The organism is Streptomyces sp. NBC_01363 (genome assembly GCF_026340595.1).
GTDB lineage: Bacteria > Actinomycetota > Actinomycetes > Streptomycetales > Streptomycetaceae > Streptomyces.
The window spans coordinates 2,473,930-2,492,900 of record NZ_JAPEPF010000002.1 but is presented as its reverse complement, the minus strand read 5'-3'; the positions used below and the strand labels follow the sequence as shown (position 1 = coordinate 2,492,900).

12 protein-coding genes and 3 pseudogenes are annotated in these 18,971 nt (G+C 69.4%); 10 read left to right on the top strand and 5 right to left on the bottom strand.

The window, feature by feature from the left end:
• Positions 1–98 precede the first annotated feature (98 nt).
• A complete protein-coding gene (locus OG611_RS38600) occupies positions 99–794 on the top strand; it encodes an NADPH-dependent F420 reductase (protein WP_266431454.1) in 696 nt (231 codons plus the stop codon).
• A gap of 160 nt (positions 795–954) precedes the next feature.
• Here OG611_RS38600 and OG611_RS38595 read toward each other — a convergent pair whose 3' ends face one another.
• Complete coding sequence (locus tag OG611_RS38595) at positions 955–1,818, bottom strand: oxidoreductase (RefSeq protein WP_266431061.1); 864 nt, start codon at positions 1,816–1,818, stop codon at positions 955–957.
• Positions 1,819–1,842: 24 nt separating this feature from the next.
• Between OG611_RS38595 and OG611_RS38590 the strand changes: the two are divergent.
• Positions 1,843–2,271: pseudogene (locus tag OG611_RS38590) on the top strand (hypothetical protein); the annotation flags it as partial.
• On the opposite strand, the gene OG611_RS38585 reads toward OG611_RS38590, so the two are convergent.
• On the bottom strand, positions 2,231–3,595 hold the full coding sequence (locus OG611_RS38585; protein ID WP_266431060.1) for a radical SAM protein: 1,365 nt from the start codon (positions 3,593–3,595) through the stop codon (positions 2,231–2,233). The pseudogene OG611_RS38590 and the gene OG611_RS38585 overlap by 41 nt on opposite strands.
• 180 nt (positions 3,596–3,775) lie before the next feature.
• Positions 3,776–4,621 (bottom strand): pentapeptide repeat-containing protein, encoded by an 846-nt coding sequence (locus OG611_RS38580; protein ID WP_266431059.1) that lies wholly within the window; start codon positions 4,619–4,621, stop codon positions 3,776–3,778.
• Positions 4,622–4,788: 167 nt separating this feature from the next.
• Between OG611_RS38580 and OG611_RS38575 the strand changes: the two are divergent.
• From OG611_RS38575 to OG611_RS38545, 7 genes and pseudogenes are all read left to right on the top strand, one after another.
• Positions 4,789–6,196, top strand: a pseudogene (locus tag OG611_RS38575) (FAD-binding oxidoreductase).
• 120 nt (positions 6,197–6,316) lie between these two features.
• Positions 6,317–6,808, top strand: coding sequence for a hypothetical protein (locus tag OG611_RS38570; protein WP_266431058.1), 492 nt, complete (start codon positions 6,317–6,319; stop codon positions 6,806–6,808).
• Between the two features lie 88 nt (positions 6,809–6,896).
• A complete protein-coding gene (locus tag OG611_RS38565; RefSeq protein WP_266431056.1) occupies positions 6,897–7,124 on the top strand; it encodes a hypothetical protein in 228 nt (75 codons plus the stop codon).
• Positions 7,125–7,530: 406 nt separating this feature from the next.
• Positions 7,531–8,697 (top strand): L-rhamnose isomerase, encoded by a 1,167-nt coding sequence (gene rhaI / locus OG611_RS38560; protein WP_266431055.1) that lies wholly within the window; start codon positions 7,531–7,533, stop codon positions 8,695–8,697.
• A gap of 66 nt (positions 8,698–8,763) precedes the next feature.
• On the top strand, positions 8,764–10,809 hold the full coding sequence (locus OG611_RS38555; protein ID WP_266431053.1) for a bifunctional aldolase/short-chain dehydrogenase: 2,046 nt from the start codon (positions 8,764–8,766) through the stop codon (positions 10,807–10,809).
• A gap of 15 nt (positions 10,810–10,824) precedes the next feature.
• Complete coding sequence (locus OG611_RS38550; protein WP_266431051.1) at positions 10,825–12,303, top strand: rhamnulokinase family protein; 1,479 nt, start codon at positions 10,825–10,827, stop codon at positions 12,301–12,303.
• Between the two features lie 85 nt (positions 12,304–12,388).
• Positions 12,389–13,852, top strand: coding sequence for an L-fucose/L-arabinose isomerase family protein (locus OG611_RS38545; protein ID WP_266431049.1), 1,464 nt, complete (start codon positions 12,389–12,391; stop codon positions 13,850–13,852).
• A gap of 89 nt (positions 13,853–13,941) precedes the next feature.
• Here OG611_RS38545 and OG611_RS38540 read toward each other — a convergent pair whose 3' ends face one another.
• Positions 13,942–15,015 (bottom strand): enoyl-CoA hydratase/isomerase family protein, encoded by a 1,074-nt coding sequence (locus OG611_RS38540; RefSeq protein ID WP_266431047.1) that lies wholly within the window; start codon positions 15,013–15,015, stop codon positions 13,942–13,944.
• Between the two features lie 243 nt (positions 15,016–15,258).
• On the opposite strand from OG611_RS38540, the gene OG611_RS38535 reads away from it, so the two are divergent.
• On the top strand, positions 15,259–17,391 hold the full coding sequence (locus OG611_RS38535; RefSeq protein ID WP_266431045.1) for a SpoIIE family protein phosphatase: 2,133 nt from the start codon (positions 15,259–15,261) through the stop codon (positions 17,389–17,391).
• A 346-nt stretch (positions 17,392–17,737) separates the two neighbouring features.
• Here OG611_RS38535 and OG611_RS38530 read toward each other — a convergent pair.
• Positions 17,738–18,940: pseudogene (locus OG611_RS38530) on the bottom strand (IS4 family transposase); the annotation flags it as partial.
• Positions 18,941–18,971 lie beyond the last annotated feature (31 nt).

The following is an 18,971-nucleotide window of genomic DNA, read 5'->3' as shown; positions in this document are numbered from 1 at the left end:
CAGTGACTCGTTCCCATCCTTCGGGTGAACGGGCGAATCGCTTTTCCAACGCCAGGAATACGGACCGGGGAAGGGTAGTTGATGATGCGCGAGACAACATCACGTACCGCAGGCGCCATGGGAAGGTCGGATCCATGAAGATCGGCATCATCGGAGCGGGCAACATCGGCGGAAACCTCACCCGGCGCCTCACCGCGCTGGGCCACGACGTCTCCGTCGCCAATTCGCGCGGCCCGCAGACGCTCTCCGCGCTCGCCGACGAGACCGGAGCCGCCGCGGTCACCGCTGCTGAAGCGGCTCGGGGAGCCCAGGTCGTCGTCGTCACCGTCCCCCTCAAGGCCGTCCCCGATCTGCCCGCCGGCCTGATCGACGGTGCCGCGGACGCGGTCGCGGTCATCGACACGGGCAACTACTATCCGCAACAGCGCGACGGCCGTATCGCCGCGATCGAGAACGGCAAGCCCGAGAGCCGGTGGACCGAGGAGCAGATCGGTCATCCGGTGATCAAGGCGTTCAACGGGACGTACGCGCAGGACATCCTCTCCAACGGCCTTCCCCAGGGCAGCCCCGGCCGTCAGGCGTTGCCGGTGGCCGGTGACGACGCGGCGGCCAAGCAGGTCGTGCGCGAACTCATCGACGAGCTGGGTTTCGACACCGTGGACGCGGGAGGCCTCGACGAGTCCTGGCGTCAGCAGCCCGGCACGCCTGTTTACGGTCATCAGGGCGACGCGGAGGCAATCGTCAAGGCGCTCGCCGAAGCGTCCCCCGAGCGCACGGCCGAGTGGCGCGCCTGACGTCCCCGGCGCCGGGGGCGGTCGGGTTCGTACCCGTCACTCCCTGCGTGCCCCTGACCGGCGAGCGCCCCGGCGCCGGCCGTGGGCCCTCAGGCGCACTCCGGCGCGCGTCCGAGGGCCCTGCGCGCGCCCTGCCGTCAGGTGCGGCAGGGCGCACTTCTCATTCGTCGAAGTCGGTGCTGCGGCTGACCGTCTCCCAGGCGAGAGTCTCTGCGCGGGCCGCTTCGAGGTGGGCATGGATCGCGTCGTTCCCGAGCGGCAGTCGCAGTGGCGCCTCCTCGGCGGCGAGAGCGGTGAGAATGGCTGCAGCCGCCTTATCGGGGTCGCCCTCCTGCTTGCCGTCCGAGCCGGGGAGGTTTGTCCGTACGGGGCCGACAGTCGCCTCGTACGCGGGGATCTCGGCGGCCCGGCGGAGCGCCCCTCCCCCGGCGAACCCGGTCCGGAACGATCCGGGTTCGACGATCAGGACCTTGATTCCGTGCGGGGCGACCTCTGCCGCGAGGGCCTCGGACAGTCCTTCGAGGGTGAATTTGCTCGCCGAGTAGGCACCGACCCCGGGGAAGGTGAACCGTCCGCCCATGCTGCTCATCTGCACAATGGCGCCAGCTTTCTGACGGCGCATGTGGGGCAGCACCGCGCGGACCAGCGCCGCGGGACCGAAGAAATGCAGGTCCATCAGGTCCCGCAGTTCCTGGTCGGTGGTCTCCTCGACCGCCCCGACCAGGCCGAGGCCCGCGTTGTTGACGACGACATCGATACGCCCGTGCCAGAGCACCGTGTCGGCGACGAGCGCGGCGATGCGTGCGGTGTCGGTGACGTCCAACTGGGCTGACACGGCCCGGTCGGGGTGGGCCGCGACCAGATCGTCGAGCGCCTCGGGCCTGCGGGCCGTGGCCACGACGGTGTCCCCTGCGGCCAGAGCGGCGGCGGCGATCGAACGGCCGAATCCGGAAGACGCTCCCGTGATGAGCCAGACGCGAGTCTTCGTCCGGTCGCGGTCGGCGGCGCCTGTCCCTGCGTTCATCGGTAACTCCGGCACGCGCTCGCGGGCCGCGACGAGATTTCCGTACTCGACGTGGGCGACGAGCCACTGATGTGGACCGAGCGTGCGCCTCGCACATGGGTGGACTGGTGGGCGGTCAACCCTCGCCCGGACGGATCGAGTCCCCGATGGGGGCCGACCAACGACAATGTCGAGGAGATGCTGGAGCAGGTGGCCGAGGGCTCCGCCATCTGCTCCGCGCCGATGAGCATGGCCAGGTACTACACCCGTCCGGATCTCTCCTGGGTGCCACTGACCGATGTCGAGCCCCTGCGGACCGTGCTCGCCTGGGTCGACGGCACGGACAACAACCTGGTACGGGGGTTAGCGCGCGTGGTACGTGAACTGGCGGCCGGGGCCCGGATCGGGTCCGGGCCCGACGACCGGACCGGTACTACTGGTCGTCTTCCGGACGGGCCGGAAGGCTGTCCATGAACGAGCTGACTGAGAAGACGGCGCGTCCGGGTCCGGGCGGCCCGTAGCCGGGGGGCGAGCTGAGGCCGTACTCCTCCATGGTCGCCCGATAGGCGTCCAGCAGGCGGATGTGGTACTCGAGCGGCGCCCCGTCCGGGTTGGTCTTCCCGAGCGGGGTGGTGGGCTCCGGGCACCAGGTGGTGAACCGCGGGGTGATGCCGTGCGACATGAAGAACCGCAGGCCCTCCGTGGTCGAGGCGATGGCTTCGTCCACCGTGGTGAAGCCGAAGGGCTCGGCCATCTCCACACCCGCCACGAAGTTGGGGATGACGTTGCGGGCGCCGAAGACCTCGGCGGAGTCCAGGATGCGGCGGTGCCATTCGTCGCGGCCCACGTAGCGTTCCTTGCCCGGGCAGTAGAGCTCGAACAGCCGGCGGTCCCACACCTCGTAGTTGGGGTGGTAGATCTGCACACCGTAGTCGTGGAACCGCTGTACGTCGGCCTTGGGCAGGGCCTGGGCGACGACCTTGCCGATCCAGCGGCCGGGGAACCGTTCCTCGATGGCCTTGGCGTACTGCCCGTAGAAATCGGCCTCGTCGCGGCCTCCGATGTGGGAGGTGATGGCCCCGCCGGTGAGGGTGTAGGCGGTGGAGGTCTTCGCCGTGTCGTACTTGTCGATGATGGCGAGCGCCTCCAGGACCTCCTCGACCGGCTTCACCCCGGTGTACGGGCGTCCCGCCGCCTTGTGCTGGCGCCAGTTGTGGTTGATGTCGCAGTACTGGCACTCCTCCTTCGCCCCGAAGTACTGGCAGACCCGGAAGACGGTCAGGTAGACGAGGTATCCCCACTGGATGGTGGGCGCCACCTCCATCACGGACTTGCCGTTCTCCAGCGTGTGCCGGTAGTAGTCCGGCATGGGCGGCAGACCCACCTCGGAAATCCGCCGGCCGTCGAGATACAGCCCGAGCACACCGTCGTCGTCGGCCGCGACACGGTACGGGGACGCGGGGTTGACCCGCACCGACACGACGGTCCTGCGCAGGTCGTACGGACCGCCGGTGAGGACGATCTCCTCCGGCGGACGGCGGAGTGCGGCCGCGCCCAGCTCGGGAAGGGTGCCGTGGTCGAACGAGAAGATGAAGTAGGACTTCGGCTTGACGTCACCGTCCTCGTTGTCGCTGAGCGCGGACTCGTCGAACGCCACGCCGCCGCGCAGCAGATCCTCCTTGATGACGGCTTCCCGGGGCACGTGCGGGAACTGCTCCATGAGGCGCTCGACCAGACGGGTGCGGTTCCCGTCGGTGCGACTCGGTTCGGTGCGGCTGCGGTCGGTACTGCTGGGCATGTGCGGGACTCCTCGGTCCGGTCGTCTGCGGCGTTCCGGGTACGCCGCACTGTGCAACGAACCGGACACGTCCGCAGTGCCCCGACCCACCGGCCGATTCGTCCCGGTGCGGCGCGGATGGTCCGTGGCCGCCAGTGGTGCTGTCCGGGCCGTCAGTCGGTGGCCGCCTCGGGCCGGGATTCACCGGTCCCAGTGCGTGGGGCGGCCGAGTGATGGCGGGAGCTTCGTCGCCGTGTCGCCGCGGGCCGCGTTGAGCTGGGCCTGAGTGAGGAAGAGGCTTCCGGTGAGGTCGGCGCCGGACAGGTCCGCGTCCCGGAAGTCGGCGCCGATCAGGTCGGCCAGGCGCAGATCGGCACCGGTGAGGTCCGCTGCGATCAGATAGGCGCCGCGCAGATCGGCGCCCCGCAGATCGGCACCCTTGAGCCTGGCTCCGATGAGGTCGGCGCCGCGGTGGTCACGCTTCTTCCTGCGCGGCGCCGTCGCCCGTACCAGCTCGCTGGTACGGAGCAGCAGTTCGGCCACGACGTCGCGGTGCCCGGCCACATCCAGTTCCGAGAACGCGTCCGCCGGGAGGTGGGTGAGGCGCTCCGTCTCGTCGAGGGTGCGCCGGATCTCCGCGCGGAGGGGCCGCGCCGGTTCCAGGGACAGCGCCTCCGTGAGGTACCAGAGCAGTTCATGGAGCTGCCGCACGACCGGGAACACCTGGAACATCTGCCGGGCGGTCTGCGGGGCCCTGCGCCAGTCCTGTCCGTCGAAGATCTCGCCGGAAACCTTCTGGCCCGCTCCGAAGCAGTCGTACACGGTGCAGCCGGGGAAGCCCTGTGTCCGCAGTTCGGTGTGGATGCCGCAGCGGAAGTCCTCCTGGAGGTTCCGGCAGGGCTTCCCCGCGTCCTTATCGATCGCGAAGTCCGCGGACCGTGTCAGGGTCAGCGCCACGCAGCACAGCCCGAAACAGTTCGCGCAGTCGGCGCGCAGCGCGGCACGATCGGTGCGGTCGTGGCCGGGGCCTTGGACATTGTCGGGCACGGTGCGTAGGTCCTCTGGGTACGGAACTGTTGGACGGTCGACCTTATCGGGATCCGTCACCTGTTCGCGTCAATTTCATGACCGCCGGATCAGGGGGCTCCGATCCGGCCCGAGCCCTGCGCGCGATGGTGGTGGGTGGTACATCTTTGTAGGAGGTGGCCACGACCGTGGCGAACGCAGCAGTCGACGACATCCCTGCCTGCCGGGTACTCACCGATCCGACCGGCCTCGCGCGGTATCAGCACGACGAGGCCGAGTGGGCCCCGTACGGAACGCCGCGGGCCGTGGTGCGTCCGCAGAACACCGAAGAGGTCCGGGATGTGGTCCGGCACTGCCTGGCCCACCGCATCCCGCCGGTTCCGCGCGGCGCGGGCACCGGCCTGTCGGGAGATGCGAACGCCGTGGACGGAGCGATCGTCCTGCCCTTCGAGGACATGAACCGCATAATCCGCATCGACAGGGCGGAGCGGCTGGCCGTCGTCCAGCCGGGAGTGGTCAACGACGATCTCCGGGCGGCGGGCTCGGAGCACGGGCTCTGGTACCCACCGGATCCGGCGAGTTCGCCCTGGTCGACGATCGGCGGGAACGTCGCGACCAACGCCGGGGGCGTGTGCTGCGTCAAGTACGGCGTGACGCGCGACTACGTCCTCGACCTCGAAGTGGTCAACGGGCTCGGTGAGGTCGTCTCGCTCGGCCGGCGAACCGCGAAGGGCGTAGCGGGGTACGACCTGGCCGGCCTGATGGTCGGGTCCGAGGGCACCCTCGGCGTGATCACGGAGATCACGGTGCGGCTGCGTCCGGCACGGCCGCAGGAACGGACCGTGGCCGGGTACTTCTCCTCGGTGGTCGCCGCGGGTAAGGCGGTGAGCGCCGTGACCGCTTCGGGTGTGATCCCCTCGGCGCTCGAACTGGTCGACCGTCACTGCCTGGCCGCTGTCGACGCCTGGAAGAAGATGGGGCTCTCCGCAGACGCGGACGTGGTGCTGCTCGGCCGGGTCGACACGCCGGGCGCGGAGGGCGACGCCGAGGCCGAACTGGTGCGGGAGTGCTTCGAGCGGGCGGGAGCCACCTGGGCCGCGGTCTCCACGGACCAGCAGGAAGCCGATGCGCTGTTCCAGGCGCGTCGGCTGGCCTACCCGGCGCTGGAGCGCCTCGGTCCGGTCCTGACCGAGGACGTGTGCGTGCCTCGGACCGCGGTGCCCGAAATGCTGGCCCGGATCGAGAAGACAGCGGCCCGCCACGACATTCTGGTGGCCAACATCGCTCATGCCGGGGACGGGAGCCTGCACCCGCTCATCATCACCACGCCCGGCGACGAAGCCGCGCGCCCGCGCCCAGTCGGCCTTCGAGGACATCCTCGACGATGCCATCGCCCTGGGTGGCACGGTGACGGGCGAGCACGGGGTGGGACTGCTGAAGATGCGCGGGATGAACAAGGAGCTGGGTTCCGCGGTGCTGGGCATGCATCACGCGGTGAAGGCGGCGCTGGACCCGCACGGCATCCTCAACCCGGGCAAGGTGCTCGGCGGGGGCGGTCCTACACTCACCGGTGAACGGGTCGCTCCGCAGATGTGACTCGGGGTACCGGGCGCGGCGGCATCGGCTGCGGAGGACGGTCTGCGCCCCGCACCCGAGCCGCTGTCAGTGGCACGGCGCACACTGGCAGCAGTACGGCAGGGGCGAAGGGGGACACTGATGGACACCGAGCACGAGACCGGGTTCGAACCGGCCACCGGGGACGGCCCGTCGGCTCCGGTGCCGGACGGAAAGCGCTCCTCTTCCGTGCGGACGGCGTTCGAGGGGATGCTGCAGATCCGTCGGCTGACGAACACCGGACACGCCGACCCGCAGGGCGTACCCGCCCCGTGGGAGACACACCGGCCGCTTCGGGCGGTCGCCATCGCGCTGGAGGCATCGGGCCTGACCGCCTCGGCCGTCGACGGATCGGGCCTGCGCACGGCGACCGGATATCGCTTGCAGCAGGGTGAGACACCGGGGGGTGTACGTGTCGAGTGGCTCGGGCCGCCCGGCAGCGGAGCCGCCCATGCGGAGGAGGCCGAGCTGGCCCGGTGCGCGGCCGTGCTGCGGGAGTTGGGCTGGACGGTGCTGCTGTACCGCGGAGCGCGTCGTCGAAGATTCCTCGAGGTCGAACCACCGGCCGGTGCGCGAGGGCCGAACGACGGGTAGCGGGCGCCCACCCGCCGCCGTCGGCGGGCGTTGTCAGACCAGTGGGGGATGCTGGTGGCTCCGACACCTCTGACCGGGAGATGCTCAGATGCGCAATGACGAACTCGCCGCGGCCCAGGCGTACGTCCGACTGCTGGAGGCCACTCGTGCCGCGCTCACGGAGCCGGAGGACGGCCCCTTGTACGTGCCGTTGCTCGCCTCGCCGATCGCCGAGGCCGATGGTGCCCTGCGACGTGCCGGCCTCTGTGGCAACGAGTCCCGGTTCTTCGACCTCGTGAGCTCGCTGCAGCCGAGCATGTCCGGCGGCGGTCGCTGAGCGCACCTGCTGAACAGCACCGCGGGCGCAGGGTGCTCCACCGCCGGACGGGCGGGCCGAATCGGCTCGGTCGGCCCCGTCCGGCGTCCGGGAATCGGAGTCCGGCGTCGCGCAATCGGCTTCGAGGCTCGGCGATCTGCGATCTGAGGCGTGTGACCGTCAGGCATTGCGGTCGTCGTCGCGGCCTCGCGCCGTCTCTCTTCATCTCGGCGCCCCGATGGGCCACCATGCTCCGAACGGGTGGGCGGACCGAGCGACCGTTCGATGAATTGATTCAAGTCAGCAGGAGAACCCGACCAGCTCCTTGACGAGAAGCTTGTGGCAAATCTAGCGTACGGTCCAGATGAAACGATTCACGCGTCCGAACGGTCATCGGTCACTGGATGACTCTGCTTGCGAGGTGTTCATGTCTGAGGTGTCGGCCGTCAAGGCAGCTCTGAAGTCCCAGGTCATCGAGACGCCCTCATGGGGGTACGGGAACTCCGGGACACGATTCAAGGTGTTCGCGCAGCCGGGTGTGCCGCGCGATCCGTTCGAGAAGCTGGAGGACGCGGCGCAGGTGCACGCGTTCACGGGCGTGGCGCCGAAGGTGTCGTTGCACATTCCGTGGGACAAGGTCGAGGACTACGCCGCGCTCACCCGGCACGCCGAGGATCTCGGGCTGCGGATCGGGGCGATCAACTCCAACGTCTTCCAGGACGACGACTACAAGCTCGGCTCGGTCACCCACCCCGATCCGAAGGTGCGCCGCAAGGCCACCGACCATCTGCTTGAGTGCGTCGGCATCATGGACGAGACCGGGTCTCCCGATCTCAAGCTCTGGTTCTCCGACGGCACGAACTACCCCGGGCAGGACGACATCACGGGCCGCCAGGACCGGCTGGCCGAGGCGCTGGCCGAGGTGTACGAGCGGCTGGGTGACGATCAGCGGATGCTGCTGGAGTACAAACTCTTCGAGCCCGCGTTCTACGCGACCGACGTGCCCGACTGGGGTACGGCGTACGCGCATTGCCAGGGTCTCGGTCCGAAGGCACAGGTGGTCGTGGACACCGGGCACCACGCGCCGGGCACCAACATCGAGTTCATCGTGGCCTTTCTGCTGCGCGCGGGGAAGCTCGGCGCGTTCGACTTCAACTCCCGGTTCTACGCGGACGACGATCTGATGGCCGGGGCGGCCGACCCGTTCCAGTTGTTCAGGATCATGCACGAGGTGGTCAGGAACGGCGGCCTGAAGTCCGAGACGAACGTCAATTTCATGCTCGACCAGTGCCACAACATCGAAGCGAAGATCCCCGCCGTGATCCGGTCGGTCGCCAATGTGCAGGAAGCTACCGCCAAGGCGCTGCTGGTCGACATGGACTCACTGAGCGCCGCGCAGCAGTCCGGCGATGTGCTGGCCGCGAACGGCGCCCTGATGGATGCGTACAGCACCGATGTGCGTCCGCTGCTGGCCGAGGTGCGTGAGGAACTCGGCCTGGCCAGGGACCCGTTCGCCGCATATCTGGCCTCGGGCAACCAGGAGCGGATCGCCGCTGCCCGGGTCGGTGGCAAGCAGGCCGGCTGGGGCGCCTGAGCTCCGTCTCCTCCCCCGCACCTTCACCGACCGGTTCAGACGGACCCCCGACCACGAAGGAATCCCATGACCTCCGCGACGCACGCCGAAGTCGCCGCACTCCTGGAACGCGCCCACCGGATCGGCTCCGACGCCCGGAACACCAACTACGCCGGTGGCAACACATCGGTCAAGGCCACCGGCACCGACCCGGTCACCGGCGGCGACACCGAACTGCTGTGGGTCAAGGGTTCCGGTGGTGATCTCGGCACGCTCACCGAGGCCGGGCTCGCCGTGCTGCGCCTGGACCGGGTGCGCGCTCTCAAGGACGTGTACCCGGGGGTGGAGCGCGAGGACGAGATGGTCCAGGCGTTCGACTACTGCCTGCACGGGAAGGGTGGTGCGGCGCCGTCCATCGACACGGCGATGCACGCCCTGGTCGAGGCCGCTCATGTCGACCATCTGCATCCGGACTCGGGAATCGCGCTGGCGTGCGCCGCCGACGGTGAGAAGCTGACCGCGGAGTGTTTCGGCGACAAGGTGGCCTGGGTGGGCTGGCGCAGGCCGGGGTTCCAGCTCGGTCTGGACATCGCCGCGGTCAAGGAGGCCAACCCGCGGGCCGTAGGGGTGATCCTCGGCGGCCATGGCATCACGGCCTGGGGCGAGACGTCCGAGGAGTGCGAGCACAACGCCCTCTGGATGATCCGTACCGCCGAGACCTTCCTCCAGGAGCGGGGCAGGGCTGAACCCTTCGGCCCCGCGTGGGCGGGCCGCGAACCCCTTCCCGAGGAGCGGCGCCGGGAGCGTGCGGCCGCGTTCGCCCCGCTGATCCGCGGACTTGCCTCCACCGACCGCGCTCAGGTGGGCCACTTCACCGACACGGAGCCGGTGCTGGACTTCCTCGCCCGTACCGAACACCCGCGGCTCGCCGCTCTGGGCACCTCGTGCCCGGACCACTTCCTACGCACAAAGGTCAGCCCGCTGGTGCTCGACCTGCCCGCGGATGCCCCGCTGGACGAGGCGGCGGCACGGCTGAAGGAGCTGCACGGGGAGTACCGGGAGGCGTATCACGCGTACTACGAGCGTCATGCCTGCCCCGACTCCCCCGCGATGCGCGGCGCGGACCCGGCGATCGTGCTGGTGCCCGGGGTCGGCATGTTCTCCTTCGGCAAGGACAAGCAGACGGCCCGGGTCGCCGGAGAGTTCTATCTCAATGCCATCAATGTGATGCGTGGTGCCGAGGCCGTCTCCTCGTACGCACCGATCGAGGAGTCCGAGAAGTTCCGGATCGAGTACTGGGAGCTGGAGGAGGCCAAGCTGCGCCGGATGCCGAAGGCGAAGCCGCTGGCCACCCGGGTGGCGCTGGTCACGGGCGCGGGATCCGGCATCGGCAAGGCCATCGCGCACCGGCTGGTCGCGGAGGGGGCGTGTGTCGTCGTCGCGGACATCGACGCGGAGAACGCCGCCTCGGTGGCGCGGGAACTCGGCGGGTCCGACAAGGCTGTCGCCGTGACGGTCGATGTGACCAGTGAGGAGCAGATCGTCGATGCGTTCAGGGCCGGCGTGCTGGCGTTCGGCGGCGTGGATCTCGTCGTGAACAATGCCGGGATCTCCATCTCGAAACCGCTGCTGGAGACGACAGCCCGGGACTGGGATCTTCAGCACGACATCATGGCGCGCGGCTCGTTCCTGGTCTCGCGCGAGGCCGCCCGGGTGATGAGGACGCAGAACATCGGAGGCGACATCGTCTACATCACGTCGAAGAACGCGGTGTTCGCGGGTCCGAACAACATCGCCTACTCGGCCACCAAGGCCGATCAGGCCCACCAGGTGCGGCTGCTGGCTGCCGAGCTGGGCGAGCACGGGATCCGGGTCAACGGCATCAACCCCGATGGCGTGGTGCGTGGCTCGGGCATCTTCGCGGCAGGCTGGGGCGCCCAGCGTGCGGCGACGTACGGCATCGAGGAGGAGAAGCTCGGCGAGTTCTACGCCCAGCGGACCCTTCTCAAGCGCGAGGTGCTCCCGGAGCATGTGGCCAACGCCGTGTTCGCGCTGACCGGCGGGGACCTCACGCACACGACCGGACTTCACGTACCCGTCGACGCCGGTGTGGCCGCGGCCTTCCTTCGATGACCGGATGAGATCTCCATGTCTGTGACGTCACGACGCGAGGCTGCCTTCGCCGCCGTGGACCTCGGTGCCACCAGCGGCCGGGTGATCACCGGCCTGGCCGGGCCCGGCAGGCTCGAACTGAACGAGGTGCACCGATTCGCCAATACGCCGGTGCGGTTGCCGGACGGGCTGCGGTGGGACGTGCTCGCTCTGTTCCAGGGGATGCTGGACGGTCTACGTATGGCTGCGCGCAGCGGTCCGATCGCCTCGATCGGCATCGATACGTGGGCGGTCGACTACGGCCTTCTCGATGCGGACGGGGCACTGCTCGGGCTGCCGTTCCACTACCGGGACAGCCGGAACGCAAGGGCCGCCGAGCAGGTGCTGGCGGTGTGCGGGGCGCGGGAGCTGTATGCCGTCAGCGGGTTGCAGCATCTGCCGTTCAACACGGTGTTCCAGCTTGCCGCTCACCGTGCGAGTGCCCAGTGGGGTGCGGCACGGACGATGCTGCTGATCCCTGATCTGCTGACGTACTGGCTGACCGGCACGGTGGGGGCGGAGATCACCAATGCGTCGACGACCGGTCTGTTCGACGCGTCGGCCGACGGCTGGTCCGATGCGCTGATCGGCCGACTGGGTCTGGCGCGTTCCTGGTTCCCCCCGTTGCGTGAGCCGGGTGATCCGGCGGGGACGCTGCTGCCGCATGTCGCGGAGTACACGGGTCTGCCGGCCAGGACACCGGTGACGGCCGTCGCCTCGCACGACACGGCGTCGGCGGTCGCGGCGGTGCCCGCGACCGAGCCCGGGTTTGCTTATGTGTCCTGCGGTACGTGGTCGTTGGCCGGACTTGAGCTGCCGGCTCCGGTATTGACGGAGGAGTCCCGCGCGGCGAACTTCACCAATGAGCGCGGGGTGGACGGCACGGTCCGCCATCTCCGCAACATCATGGGGATGTGGCTGCTGGAGGAGTGCCGGCGGGCCTGGGACCGGAGGGGCGAGGATCCGGGCCTGGCCGCACTGCTCGCAGAGGCGGCCCGTGCCCGGCCGTTCGCGGCGGTGATCGATCCCGACGACGAGGCGTTCCTCGCGCCGGGTGACATGCCGTCGCGCATCGACGCCCGTCTCCTGGGGACCGGGCAGGTACCGCCCGACAGCGTCGGCGGCTATGTCCGGTGTGTGCTGGAGAGCCTGGCGCTGGCCCACCGCAGGACGTTGCGGGAGGCAGCCGGCTTTGCGGGGCGGGAGCTGACCCGGATCCATCTCGTCGGCGGGGGTTCGCGCAACGAGCTCTTGTGCCAGTGGACCGCGGATGCCACGGGGCTGCCCGTCACGGCCGGACCGGCCGAGGCGACCGCGCTCGGCAACATCCTGCTGCAGGCACGCGCCCAGGGACTGGTGGGCGACCTCGCGGACATGCGACAACTGGTGGCACGGACACAGGAATTGCGCCACTACACCCCGCAGGGGGACGGGCGGGCCTGGGACCTGGCCGCTGCGCGGCTGAAACGGGCGTGAGCCCATTCGGCCCTGCCCTCGGCCGGGAGCCGGGGCGCCCTCCGGGGAGGTCCGGGCCCTCGACGGAACCGAAGGAAGGAATCTCATGACTGATGTCTCGCCCATCGTGCTCGACGGTGTGCTCGCCCGCACCCCGCGCCGTCGTACCCGTGTCGGTCTGGTGTCCGGCGGACTCGGTGCGTACTGGCCGCAGTTCCCCGGTCTGCTCGACCGACTGCGGGAGTCGGCCCGCTTCGTGACCGGGCGGTTCGAGGAGATGAGCTGCGAGGTCGTCGACGCTGGTTTCATCTCCGATCCGCAGGAGGCGGCAAGGGCCGCGGAACGGCTGCGGTCGGCCGACTGCGACATCGTCGTGACGTTTCTGACGACGTATCTCACAGCCTCGATGGTGCTGCCGATCGCCCAGCGCGCACATGCTCCGGTGCTGGTCATCGACCTCCAGCCGACCGAGGCGATGGACCATCCGGACACCGACACGGGCAAGTGGCTGGCGTACTGCGGGCAGTGCCCGCTGCCGGAGGTCGCCAATGTGTTCCGGCGCGGGGGGATCCCGTTCCGTTCCGTCTCGGGCCATCTGCGCGACGAGAACGCCTGGAAGCGGATCCGCCGCTGGATCCGTGCCGCGCAGGTGCGTGGCGCGATGCGCCACGGCCGGCACGGTCTGATGGGCCACCTCTACCCCGGCATGCTCGATGTCTCCACCGACATGACGCTGGTCTCCACCCGGTTCGGCGGGCATGTCGAAGTCCTCGAATTCGACGACCTGCGGGTCCGGGTCGCCGCCGTGACGGACGAGGCGGCCACCGAACGCGTCGCGCTAGCACGTGCGGTCTTCACCCTCGACGAATCCGTCGACGAGGACGATCTCGCCTGGGCGGCACGGGTTTCGGTCGGACTGGACCGGCTCGTCGAGGACTTCGGACTCGACAGTCTCGCCTACTACCACCGCGGCCTGGAGGGCGAGATCCACGAGCGGCTCGGCGCCGGCATGATCCTCGGCGCGTCGCTGCTGACCGCACGTGGCATCCCGATGGCCGGTGAGTACGAACTGCGCACCAGCCTCGCCATGCTGATCGCCGACACCATCGGCGCCGGTGGCTCCTTCACCGAACTCCAGGCCCTCAATTTCCGCGACCGGGTTGTCGAAATGGGCCACGACGGCCCCGCCCACCTGGCCATCAGCGCCAAAGACCCGCTGCTGCGCGGGCTGGGCGTCTACCACGGCAAACGCGGCTGGGGCGTGAGTGTGGAGTTCGACGTCAGACACGGCCCGGTCACCACGTTCGGCATCGGGCAGGAGGCCGACGGCACCTTCACCTTCATCGCCTCCGAGGGCGAGGTCGTACCGGGGCCGCTGCTGGAGATCGGCAACACCACCTCCCGGGTCGACTTCGGCTTCGACCCCGGCGAGTGGACCGATGCCTGGGCCGCAACCGGCATCGGTCACCACTGGACGCTGTGCACCGGCCACCGCGCCAAGGACCTCAAGGCCGCGGCCGACCTGCTCGGCATCCCGTTCCGTACGGTCGACGGGCCGAACGACCTCTGATTCCCGTACGTGGTCTCCCCTCGCTCCGCCACAGTCCGTCTCGGCCCGTCGCGACCTGTCCTGGTTCGTCCCAGTCCATCCCGGTCCTCTCAGGCCGTCATGTTGAGAGCGGCGGCCAGGCCGAGTTCGCAGTGGCCCAGCGGGGCGAAGAAGAGTGCCACGTCGGCCTCGGTGACCTCGGCGAGAGCCGCCGGGCTCCACTGCGGATCGCGGTCCTTGTCGATGATCTGGGCGCGCACGCCTTCCACCAGGTCGGGCCGGGTGAAGGCGGTGCACGAAGTCCGGTACTCCTGGTCGAGCACCGCCTCCAGGCTGTCGAGCCCGCGTGCTCTGCGCAGAGCGGAGAGGGTCACCTTGAGCGCGGTCGGCGACTTGGTGAGGATGGTTTCGGCGGCCTGCTCGGCGGCGGGGACACCGCTGCTGTCGAGCCGGTCGACGATCTCCTCGACCGAGTCCGCCCCGTAGCAGGAGTCGATCCACTCACGGTGCTCGGCCAGTTCACCGTCCGGCGGGGGTGAGGCGTACCGCCGCACCGTCTGCTCGATCTCGGCAGCCGTACCGCAGCCGGCGAGGTCCGCGGTGAGTTCGGCGAGACGCTGCGAGGGTACGAAATGGTCGGCGAGACCGCACAGCAGCGCGTCACTCGCGCCGACCGCCTCCGCGGTGAGCGCCAGATGGGTGCCGAGCTCGCCGGGCGCCGCACCGAGCAGATACGTGCCGCCGACGTCGGGGACGAATCCGATTCCGGTCTCGGGCATGGCGACGCGCGAGCGTTCGGTGACGACACGGACGTCGCCGTGGGCCGAGACACCGACACCGCCGCCCATCACGATGCCGTCCATGATCGCGACGTAGGGCTTGGGGAATCGGGCGATGCGCGCGTTGAGCCGGTATTCGTCGCGCCAGAAGTCCATCGATGTGCCGCCGCCGGCGCGGGCGTCCTCGTAGATGGACCGGATGTCGCCGCCCGCGCAGAGGCCGCGCTCACCCGCCCCGGTGATCAGGACCGCGGCGATGGAGTCGTCGAGCTCGGCGTCGGCGAGCGCTGCGTCGATACGCACCGCCATGGTGTGGTTCAGAGCGTTCAGGGCGCCCGGACGGTTGAGGGTGATGTGCCGGACACGCCCCTCGGTGTGCAGCAGAACGGGATCTTCGTGGGTCATGAATGCGCTCCGGTCAGCCCCTGTGCCGTATCGACCGCCGATCGCGGACGATCTTCCGCTGCCATTCTCCGGGGCGGGTTCCGTGCCTGGGCGGCAGGGGTCCGGAGCCCGCCCGGTCCGGCTTCCCTGCCGGATGCTTCCGGGTGTCCGCTGTGGCAACCTGCCGGAACCGGTTCGACAATTGAGTGACCCGGTTCGGGCCGCGCCGTCCGGCAGCCCCGCCCGGCGACCCCCGGAGCAGGAATGACCGATTACGACCAGCAATCGAGCACTTCCGTCCCGCCACGCCTGCTGATAGAGAAGACGCACAACGGCGACAACGCGACGGCTCAGCGGCTTGCCATGAATCGGACGGGCAGCTTCGAGTGGGACGTGGACGCCGGGACTCTCGACATGGACGACGCCGGGCTGCTGGTGTTCGGTCTGGACCCGCAGACCTTCGACTCACGGCCCGAGACCGTGCTGGACCGGCTCGAGCCCTCGGAGCGGACCCGTCTCGATGTGGCGATCCAGGAGGCGATCGAAAGTGGACGCAGTTCGTACAGCGTTCATTTCCGGGTGCCGACGGACGACGGCAGGGACCAGTGGACCCACATCCAGGCGCGCATTCTGCGCAGCGACCAAGGACAGGCGCACCGGATCATCGGGGTGGTACAGGACGCCACTGCGGAGGTCACCTATTCGGCCTTCGTGCTCGATCTGGAAAAACGGCGACAGCGGCAGACCAGCATCGTTGAACGAACAACCAGTGCGCTGTCACGCGCGGTGACCGTCGATGACGTGACCGCCGCTCTCACCGGCCCGGGTGGGCTTGCCCGGCTCGGGGCGGACGGTCTCTCGCTCGGTCTGGTCGAGAACACCACGCTGAGCGTCATCGCTCTGAGCGGCGACTCGGTGGAGGCGATCGACGCGCTCGGGGAGGCGGGGCTGGACCGGCGGTTCCCGCTGGCGGACACCGTGCTCAGCGGCCGGCCCCGGTTTCTGACCTCGGTCACGGCTCTCACCCGCCGCTATCCCGTACTGGCCCCCTATGCCAACCGGCTGAAATTCCGGGCCGTCGCCTATCTGCCCCTCGTCGCCCAGGCGCGTTCCCTCGGCACCCTGGCGCTCTTCTACCGCGAGAACACGACCTTCAACGCGGATGAGCGCAATCTGTGTCTGGGGCTGGCTGCCATCGTGGCGCAGTCCCTGCAGCGCGCGAAACTCTTCGACGAGGAGCGCGAATTCGCCACCGGCCTTCAGTCGGCGATGTTGCCGCGGCGAATCCAGGAGATCGAGGGCGGCGAGATCGCCGTGCGCTACCACGCCGCCTGGAGCGGCCGCCAGGTCGGCGGCGACTGGTACGACGTGATCGGCCTGCCCAAGAACCGGTTCGGGATCGTGGTCGGCGACGTGCAGGGCCATGACACGCACGCCGCCGCCATCATGGGGCAGTTGCGCATCGCCCTGCGCGCGTACGCCGCCGAAGGACATCCTCCTTCGACGGTGCTGGCGCGGGCTTCGCGCTTCCTCGCGGAACTGGACACGGACCGCTTCGCGACCTGTACGTACGCCCAGGTCGAACTCGCTTCGGGGACCGTGCGCGTGGTTCGGGCCGGACATTTCGGCCCACTGATCCGGCATATGGACGGCCGGGTCGGCAGCCCTCAGGTGCGGGGCGGACTGCCGCTGGGCATCTCGACCGACTTCGAGGACGAGGAGTTCCCGGAGACCCGCCTGGACCTGGTGCCGGGCGAGACTCTTGTCCTGTACACCGATGGCCTGGTGGAAGAGCCGGGGGCCGACATCGATGCGGGCGTACAGGCACTGATCAACGAGGTGGGCGCAGGGCCGGCGAGCGCCCAGGCACTGGCCGACCATCTGTCGGACCAGCTCTGGGAGCGTTGGGGTTCGGGGGACGACGTGGCCCTTCTGGTTCTCCGGCGCAGCCCGGACCCCGGGTCGCCACGGGCCCCGCGGTTGCACCAGTACATCCACCAGGCGGACCCGGAGGGGCTGTCCGACGCGCGGACCATCGTGCGCCAGGCTCTGACCGACTGGGACATGGCCGAACTCGCGGATGATGCCGAGCTGGTGACCGGCGAACTTCTCGTGAATGTCCTGCTGCACACGGAAGGCGGCGCGGTACTCACTCTGGAGGTGCTGCCGGAACCCGTGCGGCGGGTCCGCCTGTCCGTGCAGGACCGCTCCAGCGCCTGGCCCAGGCGTCGCAGCCCGGGTGAGACCGCGACATCGGGGCGGGGCCTGCTGCTCCTGGATGCCGTCGCCGCCCGCTGGGGCATCGAGCCTCGTGGCGAGGGCAAGGCGGTCTGGTGCGAGATCGGCCCCTCGGTGCCGCCCACCGACACTCCCCGGCCGACCACGAAGCAGGTGTGACGACGGCCCCGAAGGACGGGCCGCCCCCGCAGGTAGCGACGGTCCGGGGGATGCGCCGCCCCACGCACCAGGCGTGGGGCGGCACCGCCTCGACCGGTGGTCCTGGCCTAGCCCCAATACCGGTGATTTAGGTCTTTTTCCGGGAGGTTGGGGCTGGTTTGGTGGGTCCGACGAGGGTGACTACTGGGGTGTCCGGCCGGGGCTGGTTGTTGTGTTCGGTGCGTTTGAGGGCCCAGTTGGACATCTTGCGTTTGATGACACGGGGATTGGAGCGTAACCGCCGTGGTTCCAGGAGCCGTTGACCGATTTCAAGCAGAGTCTGTGCGAGGGCCCGCGTGAGTCGGGAGGGGGAAAAGCCCGCCTGGGCGGTGACCTGGCGGCGGACAACGCGCACGGCGCGGGTGAAGGAGATCCGGTCCGGATCGTGTCCCTCCTGTCGTGCGGCTTCGTGCATGAGGTCCCGCACGGCATGGTGAACGAGGAGGAACGCGAATATCTCCTGCTCGGCCCCGGCCGGGTGCTGGGAGCGCAGGACCAGACGTGGCCCGCCCAGGTGCGTCTTGATCTCGTCCAGCGTGGTCTCGATCTCCCAGCGTTCGGCGTAGAGCGCGGCAAGTTCCGCCGCCGGCGCGGTGTCCGGGTCGAGGAGGGTGGTGACCAGCCGGTAGACGGTGCCGTCCTTCCCGCGTGGGCCAAGGGTGTACTCGATGACGCGGACCCGGGCCGGGTCGGCCCGCCGGTTCTTGTCACGGGCGGCGACGATCTCCGACAGGTAGGAACCATCGGGCAGCGACGTCACCACAGGCAGCACCGCGTTGCTTTTGACCCGCCAGAGCAGGTCGGCGCCGGTTGCCGCGGCGGCCCGCCACAGGTCGAATCCGAGGAACCCGCGGTCGGCCATCAGCAGCATTCCCCGGGTCAACGAAGAGAACAGGCGCCCGGCCAGCACGGTCTCGTGCACCGCCAGCGGACCGACCTCGGCAGCAAAGACCGCATGAGTGCCGCACTCGACCAGAGCCGCAACCCTGGCCTGCGGATACGCACTCCTGCCCTGCCCACGGCCGGTCCCCGGACGCCCGAAATACCCGGCATTCGCCACCGTGTCCGGCAGATCGAACGTCGTCCCGTCCACAGCCACCAACCGCAGCCCCCGAAACCAGGCGCCCCGCGACCCCGCGACGGCCACCGGCCGGCACACCCGGGCGAACAACGCCTTCAGCACCTCCGGCCCCAGCCGCAGCCGCGCCCGCCCGATCGCTCCGCTCGTAGGCACCCGCCACCCCTTTACCCAGCGGCCCTGACGCTCCAGACCCTGCGTGAGAAGACGCCCGACCTCCTCATACCCCTGCCCCGAGAACAGGCACATCGCCAGCACGAAATACACCACCACCCGTGCCGGAAGCAGCCGCTGACGCTGCTCAACACGCCCGCACTCCGCCACCACCTCGTCCACCAGATCAGGCGTAAACGCACGCGTTAACACTCCGAGAGCGATGCGATCCGAAAACCGCTCGCCCCCCACCGACTTCACCTGTCCCGGCCTTGGCACACCCAACACAACGAGCCGACGACTCTGCTGC

Bases quoted from the DNA above. Each gene is read 5' to 3' on its own strand.
- OG611_RS38570 (WP_266431058.1), top strand. From the start codon at position 6,317: ATGGACACCGAGCACGAGACCGGGTTCGAACCGGCCACCGGGGACGGC.
- OG611_RS38535 (WP_266431045.1), top strand. From the start codon at position 15,259: ATGACCGATTACGACCAGCAATCGAGCACTTCCGTCCCGCCACGCCTG.
- OG611_RS38595 (WP_266431061.1), bottom strand. From the start codon at position 1,818: ATGAACGCAGGGACAGGCGCCGCCGACCGCGACCGGACGAAGACTCGC.
- OG611_RS38550 (WP_266431051.1), top strand. From the start codon at position 10,825: ATGTCTGTGACGTCACGACGCGAGGCTGCCTTCGCCGCCGTGGACCTC.
- OG611_RS38540 (WP_266431047.1), bottom strand. From the start codon at position 15,015: ATGACCCACGAAGATCCCGTTCTGCTGCACACCGAGGGGCGTGTCCGG.
- OG611_RS38545 (WP_266431049.1), top strand. From the start codon at position 12,389: ATGACTGATGTCTCGCCCATCGTGCTCGACGGTGTGCTCGCCCGCACC.
- rhaI (WP_266431055.1), top strand. From the start codon at position 7,531: ATGTCTGAGGTGTCGGCCGTCAAGGCAGCTCTGAAGTCCCAGGTCATC.
- OG611_RS38585 (WP_266431060.1), bottom strand. From the start codon at position 3,595: ATGCCCAGCAGTACCGACCGCAGCCGCACCGAACCGAGTCGCACCGAC.
- OG611_RS38555 (WP_266431053.1), top strand. From the start codon at position 8,764: ATGACCTCCGCGACGCACGCCGAAGTCGCCGCACTCCTGGAACGCGCC.
- OG611_RS38565 (WP_266431056.1), top strand. From the start codon at position 6,897: ATGCGCAATGACGAACTCGCCGCGGCCCAGGCGTACGTCCGACTGCTG.